Source organism: Micromonospora sp. WMMC241 (genome assembly GCF_027460165.1).
Classification (GTDB): Bacteria; Actinomycetota; Actinomycetes; order Mycobacteriales; family Micromonosporaceae; genus Micromonospora; species Micromonospora humi.
Genome location: NZ_JAPZBF010000001.1, coordinates 868,742 through 882,653 on the forward strand (window position 1 = coordinate 868,742; position 13,912 = coordinate 882,653).

A 13,912-nucleotide genomic window follows, 5' to 3' on the forward strand; every position below is an offset into this window, starting at 1 on the left:
ACAGCCGGATCGGCCGGGTGGGGCTAGCGTGGGCGCCATGTGCGGGAGGTACGCGACGACCCGGAGCGCGGGCGACCTGAGCGCGCTGTTCGAGGCGGCCGACCCGGCCGGTGCGGTCGGGCCCGACTTCAACGTCGCGCCGACCGATCCCGCGCCGTTGGTGCGGCTCGCGCCCGAGGGGCACCGGCTGCTCTCGCTGGGCCGCTGGGGGCTGCTTCCGCAGTGGTCCCGCAGCGCGACCGGCGCCGCCCGGATGATCAACGCGCGGGCCGAGACGGTCGCCACCAGCCGGGCCTACGCCCCGTCGTTCGCCCGCCGTCGCTGCCTGGTCCCGGCCGACGGGTGGTACGAGTGGGTCCGTCGGCCCGACGGCGGCCGGCAGCCCTACTTCATGACCCCGCGCGACGGCTCGGTGCTGGCCTTCGCGGGCATCTGGTCGGTCTGGGAGTCGACCGGGTCGTCCCGGCTCACGTTCAGCGTGCTGACCACCGCGGCCCTCGGCGAGCTGGCGGAGGTGCACGACCGGATGCCGCTGCTGCTGCCCCGGGAGCGGTGGGCGTCCTGGCTCGGCCCGACCGACGATCCGGCCGCGTTGCTCGTTCCGCCCGACACCGGGCAGCTGGCCGGGTTGGAGATCCGACCGGTCTCGACGGCGGTCGGCGACGTCCGCAACGACGGCCCGGAGCTGATCGCCCGGGTGGTGCCGGCGGGTGTGGAGGCCGACTCCGAACCGACGCTGTTCTGATCACACTCAGCACATTGTCGAGTGCTGATTTGCCGGGGTTGCGCCTGATACGTCGCCCGGCCGTTTAGTCATGTTTACCGAAGACACTTGTCCCCGCGTACGCGAGTGCGATAGAACACAGCGCCGGTGATGGGCGTCTGTTCGCACGGGGCGGATGACATCCATCGATCTCTAGCAAGATCTTCGCCGGTCCCACGGGGGAGGTGGGTGTATTGACACGGGCACGCATGCCGCGCCCGCACGAGGTGGCCGCCGCGCGGCGTGATCCGCGCCTGTTGCGGGCCTTGCGCGAACGGCGCCAGGACGAGGCGTGGCGCACCAGGGGAACCTGCCAGAGCGTCGATCCGGAGACGTTCTTCCCGGCGCCCAACGAGCCGGCCGACGCGGCGGTGGCGCTCTGCCGCACCTGCGACGTGCAGGGCTCCTGTCTGGCCTGGGCGCTGGAGGTGGGCGACTGCCACGGCGTCTGGGGCGGCACCACGCCGCGGGAACGGCGGGCCATGCTTGTCGCCTGGCGCAGCGAGGTGCAGCCGGATCCGGACGCGGTCGACGAGCCCGGTCCGCCGGTGCGCGACCGCCTGCTCACCCTGGTGCCGCTGAGCTGACGCCGACGTCGCCCGTGGCCCGCCTGCCGGCCACGATCGACGAAGCTGGCGCCCGGGGCGGTCCGGCCGGCGACGGAGCTGCCGCCCGGGACGGTTCAGCCGGCGACGGCGTTTCCGCGTCGGGTCGACCCGGCGGAGATGGCGTCTGCGTGCCGGCCGGGTGGCGATGGCGTCTGGGTGGCGATGGCGTCTGGGTGCCGGATCGGTCCGGCGGCGACGGCTGTCGCCGGGTCTGCCGTCGCCGGGCGATGTGCCGTGCGCAGAATGGGCCGATGCGGCACGACGACGAGATCGACACACCGAGGGGACCGGCCCGCATCCGGCTCGACCCGCCGTCGGTGGCCGGCGGCACCGTGCTGGTACTGGGTCACGGCGCGGGCGGCGACGTCGACGCGCCGGATCTCGTGGCGGTCCGCGACGCGGTGTGCGGCGCCGGGGCGGGGGTGGCGCTGGTGACCCAGCCCTACCGGGTCGCCGGGCGGCGCGCGCCCGCGCCGGCCGGGCACCTGGACGAGGCGTGGGCCGTGGTGCTGGCCGAGCTGCGTCGACGCCTGCCGGAGGCCGGCCGCTGGGTGGTGGGCGGCCGGTCCAGTGGCGCGCGGGTGGCCTGCCGGACCGCCGGCGCGGTCGGGGCGGCGGGTGTGGTGGCGTTGGCGTTCCCGCTGCACCCGCCCGGACGGCCGGAGCGTTCCCGGGCCGGCGAGCTGGGCACCGGCCTGCCCACGCTGGTGGTCAACGGTGACCGGGACCCGTTCGGCGTACCCGGTGCCGGGCCCGGGATCGAGGTGGTCGTCCGGCCGGGGGAGCGGCACGACCTGCGACGGGATCCGACCGGCACGGCCGAGGTGGTACGCGGGTGGCTCGCCGCCCGGGGTTGGCTGCCGTGACCTCGGCCTGAGGCGGAAGCCGTCCTGCCTCGGGCGTCGGCATCGGTGTGCGTGACCGTCCCTGGTGGGCGGTCGTTGCACCGGTTGGTGCCGTCCGCCCGGTTCGGGCGGGGCCGGGACCACCTCCCAGGCCCTTCCTGGTCCCAGCGTCGGTCGCGGCCGAGGCTGGGGCCGGGACGGGTGGCCGCTCCGCCTCGACGTCTTGGAGATCTTGGTACGAAATGGCCCCTATAGGGGCCGTCGTTTTCCAAGACTTCCTCGGTGTCGCCTCCGACGCCTCGGCCGATCAGGCGAAGTTTCTGCTCAATGCGGTGCTGCGTGGGTGGCTGCAGGGCAAGGGCGGATCGGCGACGGCTCGGGGTGACGACAGCGGGGAGCCGGAAGCCGCGGCGGGCGTGGCGGAATGCGGCGGCCCGTGGTCCGCGTTGACCCCCCTGGGACGACATTGTCAGCGCGAGGGGGGTGACCGGTGCCGATCGAGACACGGAGCCGGGAGCGGGACGAACGGGACGAACGGCAGCTCCGGCGGCTGCTCGACGCGCCGGAGTGGCCCGCGGCGGCGTCGGCCGTGAGCACCGGCACACACTCGGGAAGTGAATCTGCCGCCAGGCGGGTACGCGTATCCTCGGCGGGAAAGCATCCGACGCGAGGGGATGTGCGGTTGACCACCGAGAAGACGGACGAGCGCAGGGCCCGCTTCGAGCGGGACGCGATGCCCTTCGTCGACCAGCTCTACGCTGCCGGGCTGCGGATGACCCGCAACCCGGCGGATGCCGAGGACCTGGTCCAGGAGACCTACCTGAAGGCGTACGCGGCCTTCCACCAGTTCGAGCAGGGCACCAACCTGAAGGCCTGGCTGTACCGGATCCTGACCAACACCTACATCAACTCCTACCGGAAGCGGCAGCGCCAGCCGGTGCAGGCGCCGACCGACGAGATCACCGACTGGCAGCTCGCCGAGGCGGAGTCGCACACGTCCAGCGGCCTGCGCTCGGCCGAGACCGAGGCGCTCGACCGGCTGCCGGACAGCGACGTCAAGGAGGCCCTCCAGCAGTTGCCGGAGGAGTTCCGCCTGGCGGTCTACCTGACCGACGTCGAGGGCTTCTCCTACAAGGAGGTCGCCGACATCATGGGCACGCCGATCGGCACCGTGATGTCCCGCCTGCACCGCGGCCGACGCAATCTGCGGAAGCTCCTGGAGCGTTACGCGGCGGAGCGCGGGTTCAGCGCCGCGCCGTCGAAGGGTTCGACCGCCGCCGCCGGCCGGGAGGTGTGACCGTGAGCTGTGGACAACCGCACGAGACGGACTGCCGTGAGGTGCTCGCCGAGGTCTACCTCTACCTCGACCTGGAGTGCGGCGAGGAGCGTCGGGTGCTGATCCGGCACCACCTGGACGAGTGCGGGCCGTGCCTGCGCGAGTACGGCATCGAGCAGGAGGTCAAGGCGCTGGTCGCCCGGTGCTGCGGCAACGAGGCGGCGCCCGAGAAGCTGCGCGAGCGGCTCCGGCTGCGGCTGACCGAGCTGGTGGTGTTCGAGACCAGCGAGTCCCGCGAGCTGGCCGACTGAGGTCGGCGACCGATCAGACACCGGTGGCCCGGGTCCACGTGGACCCGGGCCACCGGTGTGTCCGGCCCCGGGGCCGGCGTCGCTGATCGGTGATCAGGAGTTGGGGCGCTTGCCGTGGTTGGCGCCGCTCTTCTTCCGGGCCTTCTTCTTCCGGGCCTTCTTCGCCATGCTCTGCCTCCTCGTACTGGTCAGGGTCCGGCCGCGGGCGAGCGCGGCGGAGGTCGCGTGCGGCCGGCGGATCGCCGGATGCCGACCCGCACGATGCTAGTGCCGCCGCTGCCGCGCCGGGCGCGGTGGGGCCGCGTCGCGGGCCGGTGGTCAGCGGGCCGGCGTGACCGGGGTCATGGTTGGATACGTTCGCAGGACCGTCGGACTTGAGGGAGGGCCCGGAGATGGCCGAGGAGATCCGCGCCGAGATGGTGGCGAACGTCTGGAAGGTCGTCGCGTCGGCCGGGGACACCGTGTCCGAGGGTGACACGCTGGTGATCCTGGAGTCGATGAAGATGGAGATCCCGGTGGTCGCCGAGTCCGACGGCGTGGTGCAGCAGCTCGCGGTGAACGAGGGCGACGTGGTGCAGGACGGCGACCTGATCGCGGTGATCGGTTGACCGGCCCGCTCGTCCGCCGCGTCCGGCCGGCGGACTTCCCGGCGGTGGCCCGCCTGACGGTGGCCGCGTACGAGGCGGACGGCCAGCTCAAGGCCGAGACCGGGTACGAAGCGGTGCTCGCCGACGTGGCCGGCCGGGCGGCGACCGGTGAGGTGCTGGTCGCGGTGGACGAGCCCACCGGCGCGGTGCTCGGCTCGGTGACGTTCGTGCTGCCCGGCACCCCGTACGCGGAACTCGCCGGGCCCGGCGAGGCCGAGTTCCGGATGCTCGCGGTCGATCCGGCCGCGCAGGGCCGGGGTGCCGGCGCGGCACTGGCGGAGGCGTGCGTGGCGCGCGCCACCGAGCTGGGGTGCGTGGCCGTGGTGATCTGCGTGCGTGCCGGCATGTCGGCGAGCGCGCGCCGGCTCTACGACCGGCTCGGGTTCGTCCGCGCGCCGGAGAAGGACTGGACCCCGGCGCCCGGCGTCGAGCTGCTCGGCCTGCGCCTGGACCTGACCGCCGCGCGCTGAGCCGGCCCGCGCCGTCCCGGTCGCCGGCTCAGTCGCCGTCGCCGATCTTGGCGAGCAGCTCGTCGGCCACCTCCAAGGCGATCTTCTTGCGCTCCTCGTCGGTGACCCCCGGGGTGCGCACCGCGAACCAGCTGCTGTGCACCGCGAACAGGGTGAGCGCGGCGCGCAGCTGCGCGGCGGGCGACTCGTCGCCGCGGCTCAACTCACCGGCGAGCCGCATCATCCGGTCACGCATCTGCTGACCGACGACGAGGCTCTTCAGCAGGGTCTGGTTCTGCTCGAAGAAACGCATCACCTTGGGCAGCTCGCCGGCGAACATGCTGTCCGCGTACCGGCCGATGAGGGTGCGTCGGGTCTCCAGCGTGGCCGGCTGCTCGGCAGCCCAGGCGATCAGTTCGTCCATCCGCCGCAGTCGGTCGTCGGCGAAGCTGGTGACGATCTCGTCCTTGCTCTTGAAGTGGTAGTAGAGCGCGGCCTTGGTCACGTTGAGTCGCTCGGCGATCTCCCGCAGCGAGGTCTTCTCGTACCCCTGCTCGGTGAAGAGCTCCAGCGCGACGGCCTGGATCCGTTGCCGTGTGCCGCCTGTGCTCTCGCTCACCCGACCGACACCTTCCAATCCGCTTGACGTTGTCCTCGCATCGAGCTTACCGTGCGGCTGGTAAGTCAACTAGCCGGGCGGCAAGTAAGTCGATCACCGATCTGCGGGGGAGCCTACCCATGAGTCAACCAACCCCGGTCACCGCGAAACCGAACGTCCGGGTCGTCCTGTTCGGCCTGATGATCGCGATGATGCTCGCGATGCTCGACAACATGATCGTCAGCACCGCGCTGCCGCGCATCGTCTTCGAGTTCGGCGGCGCGGACCACTTCACCTGGGTGGTCACCGCGTACGTGCTGGGCACCACGGTCTCCACCCCGATCTGGGGCAAGCTCGGTGACCTCTACGGCCGCAAGGCGGTCTTCCTCACCGCGGTGGTCGTCTTCCTCGTCGGCTCCGCCCTCTGCGGCATGTCCGGCTCCGGCGTCTTCGGCGGCACCGACCGCGGCATGATCGAGCTGATCGCGTTCCGGGCGGTCCAGGGCCTCGGCGCGGGCGGGTTGATGGTCGGCGTGATGGCGATCATCGGTGACCTGGTCCCGCCTCGCGAGCGGGGCCGCTACCAGGGCATGATCGCCGGCATCATGGCCATCGCCATGGTGGCCGGGCCGCTGGTCGGCGGCTTCATCACCGACCACCTCTCCTGGCGCTGGGCGTTCTACGTGAACCTGCCGCTCGGCGGTGTGGCGCTGCTGGTCCTCGCCACCACCATGCACCTGCCGAAGTACCGTACCGAGCACAAGATCGACTGGCTGGGCGCAGCACTTCTCTCCGTCGGCATCACCGCGATCGTGCTGGTCACCACCTGGGGCGGCAACGAGTACCCCTGGGCCTCGCCGCAGATCCTCGGCCTGGCCGTGCTGGCCGCGCTCGCGCTGGCCGCGTTCGCGCTGGTGGAGCGGCGGGTGCCCGAGCCGATCCTGCCGCTCGGCCTGTTCACCAACCGCAACTTCGCCCTCATCTCGGTGATCGGCTTCCTGCTCGGCTTCGCCATGTTCGGCGCGATGAACTTCCTGCCGCTCTACCAGCAGACCGTGCAGGGCGCCTCGGCCACCAACAGCGGCCTGCTGCTGCTCCCGCTGATGTTCGGCATGCTCGTGGTCTCGCTGGTGGTCGGCCGGACGATCACCAAGACCGGCCGCTACCGTGCCTTCCCGATCATCGGTGGCGTGGTGATGGCGCTCGGCATGGGCCTGCTCAGCCTGCTCGACCTCGACACCAGCAAGGCGCAGTCCTCGCTCTACATGGTCGTGCTCGGCGTGGGCATGGGCTTCCTCATGCAGACCTCGATGCTGATCGCGCAGAACAGCGTCGAGCAGAAGGACCTGGGCGCGGCGAGCGGCGCGGCCACCTTCTTCCGGTCCATCGGTGGCTCGTTCGGCGTCTCGCTCTTCGGCGCCGTCTTCGCCAACCGGCTGGCCGACTCGCCGGCCGGCCCGGCGTTCGCCGGCAAGGGCGGCGGCGAGGGCGGCGCGATGGACCTGGAGAAGCTCAAGGAGCTCACCGGCCCGGCACGGGAACTGGTGCTCGGCGCGCTCTCCGACGCGATCTCGCACGTCTTCCTCTGGGCCGTCTTCTTCACCGTGGCGGTCCCGGTGCTCGCCTGGTTCATCAAGGAGGTGCCGCTGCGCGCGACGAACGACGTCCCGCCCGCCGGCGCCACCCCCGAGGACGAGGCCGAGGTGGCACTCGGCAAGGCCCCCGTCTGAGGTGTAAGGAGGGGGCCCCGGTTAACGCCTGGCGTTGTACCGGGGCCCCCTCTTAACGCCGCAACGCCGCAACGCCGCGCGGCGCGCTCAGCGGCGGAACAGGGCGGCGAGGCGTCGCCACAGCCGGCGTAGCGGGCCGGCACCGGCGTCGGCGACCACCGAGTCGGCGGTGGCCCGGGTGGCCGGGTCGAGGGCCGGGGTGGCCCGGGCCAGGTGCGCCAGCGACACCGCCTCCGGGGTGCGCCGGGCCGGGCCGGAGGCCGCCTCGGCGAGCCGCCCGGCCACCATCGAGGCCACGTCGGCGCGTACGGCCGGGTCCACCCAGGCGGCCGTGACCAGGGCGAACAGTGCCGCCTCGGCGACCGGCCCCGGCTCGCCCCCGGCGAGTTCCCGCAACACCCGGCGGCGCGTCGACTCCGCCCACGGCTCGTCGGTGCGGTGATGCAGCAGGCCGAGGCAGGCCCAGACCTGCGCGCAGCGCGCCCAGAGCGCCGGGTCCTGGTCGCCGAGCACCCGGCCCAGCGCGGTGGACGGCGCGTCCGGCGGATACGTCACGAGGCCGAGCAGGTCGGCCAGGTCCAGCGTGGCCAGCCCGACCGCGGCGTCGTAGGCGGCCGGCGGGTGCGGCCAGGCCGGGTGGGCCAGTTGCTGGAGCCGCCGTACCGCGTTCGCCGACGGGCGCGCGGCGTCGGCGGACGGCGCGGGGACGGGATCCGGGCCGGCGGGGGTGACCTGGCCGAGCCACGGGCGTCCACGGCAGCACTCGGCGAGGTCCCCGTGCTCGTGCGAGTCGTCCGGGTGGTCCCGGACGAAGTCGGCGAGCGCCACCAGGTGGTCCACGTCGCCGTCGCGCTGGAAGCGCAGCCGGTGCGCGGTGTGCACGGCGCAGTCGAAGGTCGGGTCCTTGGCCAACGCCCGGTCGACCCACACCAGCGCCGCGTCGAGCTTGCCGTGGTCGGCCAGCGTGCCGGCGATGTCCGCGTAGACCGCCAGGTCGTCCGGGTCGAGCGCGACCGCCCGTTCCAGCGCGGCGAGCGCGTCGGTGGGGCGGCCGGCGCTGCGGTACGCGTACCCGAGCCACACCTCGCCGAGTTTGGTGGGCTTCGCGCGTACCCCCCGGGTGGCCCAGCCGACCGCGAGGGCGACCTCGCCGAGGCGCCGGGCCAGCGCGGACGCCGCGCCCAGCAGCAGCGGGTGCGCGGGGTGCACGGCGATCGCGTTGCGGGCCAGGGTGAGGTAGGGCAGCAGCGGTTCGTGCAGCCGGCGCGGGACGGGGTCGGGCGTGGCGGCGCAGACCTGCATGAGGATCCGGGCGGTGCGTTCCGGGTCGAGACGCTCGGGCAGGTCGGCCGCGGTCACCCAGGGCACGGCGGCCCACGGCGCCCCGGGGGCGTAGCCGGTGGCGGCGGCCAGCAGGTCGAGTCCTTCGGCGGGCCGGCCTGCGGCGGCGAGCAGGTGCGCGCGGGCCACCACGGCGCCGACGAAGGCGTGCTGGCCGAGCGGGAAGAGGTCCAGGTCGCCGCCGCTGGCCGCGGCGAGCCGGGTGAGCGTCTCGTGCGCCTCGGGCAGGGTGGGGGAGCGCACCAGCGCGGCGGCGACGTGGTCGGCGGCGTGCTTGAGGTCGCCCTCGCCCAGCGCCAGCCGGGCCAGCGCGAGTTCCTCCTCCGCGGAGAGCGCGGCGTCGTCCTCGGGCACGTCGTCCTTTCATCGCCGGCGGGTCTGTCGGTTCAGCCGGGCCAGCGTAGGGGATCTTGCCAACCAATGGTGATCCACTGCGCAGTAGTGCTCGTTGTTTTGCTTCTGGTGGCAGAAACGTGCAAGACTGAGCATCGAACGCGCGGCAATCGCGCAGAAGGGGGTGCGGGGTGACGCGTCCAGGGGCCGGCATGGCAGCCGACATCGACGAGCAGCCGGCGGGCTACGAGCGGCTGCTCTCCACCGAGCACGCCACGGCGATCGCCGAGGTCGCGGCCGTCGTCGCCGAGCGGCGACCCCGCCACGTGGTCTTCACCGCCCGGGGCACCTCCGACCACGCCGCGCTCTACGCCGCCTACCTCACCGAGATCCGCCTCGGGCTCCCCGCCGGGCTCGCCTCGCCCAGCGCGGTCACCCTCTTCGGCGCCCGCCCCGACCTCTCCGACGCGCTCGTCGTCGGCGTCAGCCAGAGCGGCGGCTCGCCCGACCTCGCCGAGGTGCTCCGGGTGGCCCGTGCCTCCGGCGCGCTCACCCTCGCGGTCACCAACAACCCCGACTCGCCGCTGGTGGAGACCGCCGAACTCAGCGTGGACATCGCCGCCGGCCACGAGCGCGCGGTCGCCGCCACCAAGACCTACACCGCCGAGCTGCTCGCGCTGCTCATGCTGGTCGAGGGGGTACGCGCCGGCGACGGCGCGCTGCCGGCCGACGAACGGGCCGCCCTGGCCCGGCTGCCCGAGCTGGCCGCGCGCACGCTGGCCGACGACACCCCGGCCCGGCTCGCCCCGCGCTACCGGTTCGCCGCCCAGCTCGTCACCACCGGCCGGGGCTACGCGTACCCGACCGCCCGGGAGGCGGCGCTGAAGCTGATGGAGACGTCCTACCTGCCGGCGCTCGCCTTCTCCGGCGCCGACCTGCTGCACGGCCCGCTCGCCATGACCGACCCGGACGTGCCGGTGCTCGCCGTGGTCGGTTCCGGGCCCGGCGGCACGTCGATGCGCGAGGTGCTGCCCCGGCTCGGCGAGCGCCGCGCCGACGTGGTGGTGGTCGGCTCCGCGGACGTCGGCACCACCCGGATGGCGGTGCCGGACGTCGACGAGCGCTACGCCCCGCTGCTCGACATCCTGCCGCTGCAACGGCTCGCGCTGGCCCTGGCGCTGGCCCGGGGCGAGGATCCGGACGCACCGCGCGGCTTGAAGAAGGTCACCGCGACGATGTGAGCCGGGCGTGGCACGCTGTGAGGCGTGTCCACCCTCCGTGACCTCGCCGAGGAGCACACCGCGCTCCGGCCGGCCGACATCGACCACCTGCACCGCATCGCCGGTGACTGGCAGCTGCTGTCCGACCTCTCCTTCGCCGACCTGCTGCTCTGGGTGCCGGTGGACGGCGACGGCACCTTTCTCTGCGTGGCCCAGGTGCGCCCCACCACCGCCCCCACCGCCTACCTCGACGACCAGGTCGGTCGCATCGTGGGCGGCCCCGAGGTGGCGCACCTGGAGGTCGCCCACCGGCAGGGGCGGATCTGGCGGGAGGGCGACCCGGTCTGGTACGGCGACGTGCCGGCCCGGCACGAGGCCATCCCGGTGCGGCTGCGCACCGGCGACGGGGAGAACGGCGAGGTCATCGCCGTGGTCGGCCGGGACACCAACCTCTCCACCGCGCGCACCCCGAGCCAGCTCGAACTGAACTACCTGACCACCGCGGACGACCTCGCCCAGATGATCGCCGACGGCACGTTCCCGCCGCCCCGGCACCCGGGCGAGACCACCTCCGCGCCCCGGGTCGGCGACGGCCTGGTGCGGCTGGACGCCAACGGCAAGGTCACCTACGCCAGCCCGAACGCCCAGTCCGCGTACCGCCGGCTGGGTTACGCGTCCCACCTGGTCGGGGAGGACCTGGCCAAGCTGCACCGCCGGCTGGCCGGCGACCCCCTCGAAGGCACCGACGCGGGCAACGCGGTGCTCGCCGCGCTGCGCGGCGAGGCACCGCCCCGGCGGGAGATCGACGCCCGGGGCGCCACCATGCTGACCCGGGCGCTGCCGCTGATGCCCGCCGGGGTGCCGATCGGCGCGCTGGTGCTGGTCCGCGACATCACCGAGGTACGCCGCCGCGACCGCGCCCTGATCACCAAGGACGCCACCATCCGGGAGATCCACCACCGGGTGAAGAACAACCTGCAGACCGTCGCCGCGCTGCTGCGCCTCCAGGCCCGCCGGGTGGCCATGCCCGAGGCGCGGGTCGCGCTGGAGGAGTCGGTACGCCGGGTCGCCTCCATCGCGCTGGTGCACGAGACGCTCTCCATGTCCAGCGACGAGGCGGTGGAGTTCGACGGCATCGTGGACCGGGTGGCCAGCGCCGCGACCGAGGTGGCCGCCACCGAGGTGACCGTCGGCATGCGCCGCAGGGGCAGCTTCGGCATACTGCCCGCCGAGATCGCCACCTCGCTGGTGATGGTGCTCAACGAGTTGCTGCTCAACGCCGTCGAGCACGGCTTCCCGCCGGCCGGCGAGGAGGCCGAACCCGCACCGGCCGACGCGCCGCGTCCCGAGGTGGTGGTCTCGGTGCACCGGCTGCGCAAGGAACTGCACGTCTCGGTCACCGACAACGGCCGGGGCCTGCCCGGCCAGTTCGACGCCGAGCGCGGCGGCAACCTGGGGCTCCAGATCGTCCGGGCGCTCGTCACCGGCGAGCTGCGCGGCACCATCGCGCTGCGCGACGGCGCGGCCGGCGGCACCGAGGCGGTCCTCGTCGTACCGCTGGCCCGGGGCACCACCGACCGCCTGTCCGGCTGAGCCTCGGGTCGGCGGCGGTCCGGGCGTTCACCTGGCGAGCAGGGCCACCGTGAGGCCCGGGCGGGGCCAGACCTGGCGGACCGTGAAGCCGTCGCGCAGCGCCTCGCCCTCGACACCGGGCACCGCCGCCAGCGGGTCCGCCCGGCGACCGGTGACCACCAGCCAGACCCGGTCCACGCCGGCCAGGCAGCGGGCCGGGTCGCCGCACTCGACGGCCCAGAGGCTCGCGTTCGCCCGCTGGTCGCGCACCACCAGCACGTCACGCGGTCGCCGCGATCCGAGGTGGTACGCCAGGCCCAGGTCCGGGAAGAGCCACCCGTCGCGGGGCGAGTAGACGATCGCGTCTCCCGGTCGCTGGCCTCCGGCGACGATCCGGGCCGCGCCCGCGTAGTCCACCGGGGCGCTGCGGGGCCACTCGTGGGTTCGGCGCAACGCCGCCTGGTCGGGCAGGCCGAGCAGCCCGGCCAGGGCGACCACGGCCGCCGCCGCCCCGAGCCGCCCGCCGGCCGATCCCGTGCCGGCCGCTCCTGGTCCGGGCGGTGGTGGTCGGGTCGGGCTGGTTCGAGCTGGTCCTGGTTCGGGCTGTCCCGCCGCGGCGGGACCGGTGCCGGTCGGCGCCGTTCCGGCCAGCGCGGCCCCGGCCAGCAGGCAGGCGAACGGCAGGGTGAAGACCAGGTAGCGGGTCACCCAGAGCGGCACCACCGTGCCGGCGGCGAAGAGCAGCAGCACCGGCAGCAGCACCGCCGCCCCGGGTAGCAGCGCCGGCCGGCCGAGCCGGACCGCGCCGAGCGCGGCGAGAGCCAGCACGAACCCACCCACCACGCCGCTCTGCGCCAGCCCGCCGGGCAGCGAGGCCAGATCCGGCAGGCGCGCCGGGTCCACCCAGTCGAGCTGCCGGCCGCGCTGGCCCCGGGCGACAAGTGCCAGCGGGACGACGAGCACGACGGCCGGCACCAGCGCCAGCAGCCACCACGCGAGCAGTCGCCGGCCCGTCGCCGGTGCCCCGGGGCCGCCCCGATCCGTGCCGCCCACGTCCCTCGGCTGCGTTCCAGGGCCGCCGGGCGGGTTCGCGTCGCGCTCGCCGCTCGCGTCGTGCTCGTCGCTCGCGTCGCGCGGTGACACCCATGGCGTTCCACCCGCGGTCGATGTCGCCGACGAGTGGAACGCCACGGGTGTCTCCCGGGCGCCGTGACACCCATGGCGTTCCACTCGCGGTCGGTGTCCGGCGTGGGTGGAACGCTGTGGGTGTGCGGCGGTCAGCAGCACCGCCACGGCGTGCGCGGCGAGCAGGGTGAGCGCGATGAGGTGGAGCAGGCCGAGCGCGGCGACCGCGACGGCGTACCCGGCCCAGCGCCGCCACGTCGGCCGGTGCAGCGCGTCCACCAGCAGCAGCGTGGCGAGCACGGCGAGCAGCGTGGCGAGCGCGTACGGGCGGGCCTCCTGGCCGTACCGCGAGGTGGCCGGCAGCACGCTGAACAGCAGCCCGGCCAGCAGCCCGGCCCGGTCACCGGCGAGGCGCGCGCCGAGGCGGGCGGTCAGTGCGGCGGCGCCGGCCATGGCGAGCGCGGAGGGCAGGCGCAGCGCGGTGGGCGAGGTGCCGGCCAGTGCGGTCCAGGCGTGCATGAGCAGGTAGTACGGGCCGGTGGCGGCGTCGATGGTGCGGGTCAGGCGGAGCAGGTCGGGAAGGGGGCGGGTGGCGGCGCTCCAGGTGGCCAACTCGTCCCGCCAGAGCTGCGCGTGGCCGATCCCGACCAGTGTGACCGCCAGCGTGAGCAGTCCGGGGACCGCCCACACCACCCAACCGAGGCGGGCTCGGTCGGGCGCGGGCCCCGTGAACGCGCTCACCCTCGCAGCGTCACACGCCCGACCGCCCCCACCACCCCGCTCCGCCGATTCCACCCCCACCGGTCCACCGACGACCCCGGAGGTGACCAAGGAGTTCGCGACGAACTCCTTGATCACGGCGGCGGGGGGTGGGGGTGATGCTGGTCACGGGGCTGGGGGGGTGGACGGGCGTCGATCGAGGTGAGGAGCGCCCGTGATGTGGGATCAGGGGGTCGGGCGGTGGTCGGGCCTGCCGCGGTGTGGCAGCATGAGGCACATGACCGCCGCTGTCGTCCGCCGCTTCGTGGCCCGTCGCCACGTCGACTACGGCCGCGTGCGCAGCGCGATCTGTCCGGCCCACTGACGACGCCCGA

At 74.1% G+C, this 13,912-nt stretch carries 14 protein-coding genes; 10 read left to right on the forward strand and 4 right to left on the reverse strand.

Annotated features, from left to right (window positions below):
• Nucleotides 1-37 precede the first annotated feature (37 nt).
• The 5 genes from O7598_RS04235 to rsrA all read left to right on the forward strand — a co-directional run bounded on the left by O7598_RS04235 (nucleotide 38) and on the right by rsrA (nucleotide 3,803).
• A complete protein-coding gene (locus O7598_RS04235) occupies nucleotides 38-745 on the forward strand; it encodes an SOS response-associated peptidase (RefSeq protein ID WP_269690101.1) in 708 nt (235 codons plus the stop codon).
• 212 nt (nucleotides 746-957) lie between these two features.
• Nucleotides 958-1,350, forward strand: a complete 393-nt coding sequence (locus tag O7598_RS04240; protein WP_091068696.1) for a WhiB family transcriptional regulator — start codon at nucleotides 958-960, stop codon at nucleotides 1,348-1,350.
• Between the two features lie 272 nt (nucleotides 1,351-1,622).
• Entirely contained in the window at nucleotides 1,623-2,237 is a 615-nt protein-coding gene (locus tag O7598_RS04245; protein ID WP_269690102.1) for an alpha/beta hydrolase family protein, read from the forward strand.
• 469 nt (nucleotides 2,238-2,706) lie between these two features.
• Entirely contained in the window at nucleotides 2,707-3,513 is an 807-nt protein-coding gene (locus O7598_RS04250) for a sigma-70 family RNA polymerase sigma factor (protein ID WP_269690103.1), read from the forward strand.
• Nucleotides 3,514-3,515: 2 nt separating this feature from the next.
• A complete protein-coding gene (gene rsrA / locus O7598_RS04255; RefSeq protein WP_091069073.1) occupies nucleotides 3,516-3,803 on the forward strand; it encodes a mycothiol system anti-sigma-R factor in 288 nt (95 codons plus the stop codon).
• Nucleotides 3,804-3,896: 93 nt separating this feature from the next.
• Here rsrA and O7598_RS31425 read toward each other — a convergent pair whose 3' ends face one another.
• Nucleotides 3,897-3,971, reverse strand: coding sequence for a 50S ribosomal protein bL37 (locus O7598_RS31425; protein ID WP_369700219.1), 75 nt, complete (start codon nucleotides 3,969-3,971; stop codon nucleotides 3,897-3,899).
• A gap of 224 nt (nucleotides 3,972-4,195) precedes the next feature.
• Here O7598_RS31425 and O7598_RS04260 point away from each other — a divergent pair, with 224 nt between their 5' ends.
• Both O7598_RS04260 and O7598_RS04265 read left to right on the forward strand, forming a co-directional pair.
• On the forward strand, nucleotides 4,196-4,411 hold the full coding sequence (locus O7598_RS04260) for a biotin/lipoyl-binding carrier protein (RefSeq protein WP_091068708.1): 216 nt from the start codon (nucleotides 4,196-4,198) through the stop codon (nucleotides 4,409-4,411).
• Nucleotides 4,408-4,920, forward strand: coding sequence for a GNAT family N-acetyltransferase (locus O7598_RS04265; RefSeq protein WP_269690104.1), 513 nt, complete (start codon nucleotides 4,408-4,410; stop codon nucleotides 4,918-4,920). The genes O7598_RS04260 and O7598_RS04265 overlap by 4 nt, the downstream gene beginning before the upstream one ends.
• 28 nt (nucleotides 4,921-4,948) lie before the next feature.
• On the opposite strand, the gene O7598_RS04270 is transcribed toward O7598_RS04265, so the two are convergent.
• A complete protein-coding gene (locus O7598_RS04270; protein ID WP_269690105.1) occupies nucleotides 4,949-5,518 on the reverse strand; it encodes a TetR/AcrR family transcriptional regulator in 570 nt (189 codons plus the stop codon).
• Between the two features lie 119 nt (nucleotides 5,519-5,637).
• Here O7598_RS04270 and O7598_RS04275 point away from each other — a divergent pair, with 119 nt between their 5' ends.
• A complete protein-coding gene (locus tag O7598_RS04275; protein WP_269690106.1) occupies nucleotides 5,638-7,227 on the forward strand; it encodes an MDR family MFS transporter in 1,590 nt (529 codons plus the stop codon).
• Nucleotides 7,228-7,314: 87 nt separating this feature from the next.
• Here O7598_RS04275 and O7598_RS04280 read toward each other — a convergent pair whose 3' ends face one another.
• On the reverse strand, nucleotides 7,315-8,922 hold the full coding sequence (locus O7598_RS04280) for a tetratricopeptide repeat protein (protein WP_269690107.1): 1,608 nt from the start codon (nucleotides 8,920-8,922) through the stop codon (nucleotides 7,315-7,317).
• A gap of 191 nt (nucleotides 8,923-9,113) precedes the next feature.
• Here O7598_RS04280 and O7598_RS04285 point away from each other — a divergent pair, with 191 nt between their 5' ends.
• A complete protein-coding gene (locus O7598_RS04285; RefSeq protein ID WP_269690108.1) occupies nucleotides 9,114-10,142 on the forward strand; it encodes an SIS domain-containing protein in 1,029 nt (342 codons plus the stop codon).
• Nucleotides 10,143-10,166: 24 nt separating this feature from the next.
• On the forward strand, nucleotides 10,167-11,714 hold the full coding sequence (locus O7598_RS04290) for a PAS domain-containing sensor histidine kinase (protein WP_269690109.1): 1,548 nt from the start codon (nucleotides 10,167-10,169) through the stop codon (nucleotides 11,712-11,714).
• 27 nt (nucleotides 11,715-11,741) lie between these two features.
• Here O7598_RS04290 and O7598_RS04295 read toward each other — a convergent pair whose 3' ends face one another.
• Entirely contained in the window at nucleotides 11,742-13,559 is a 1,818-nt protein-coding gene (locus O7598_RS04295) for a glycosyltransferase family 39 protein (RefSeq protein WP_442929796.1), read from the reverse strand.
• Nucleotides 13,560-13,912: the final 353 nt, after the last annotated feature.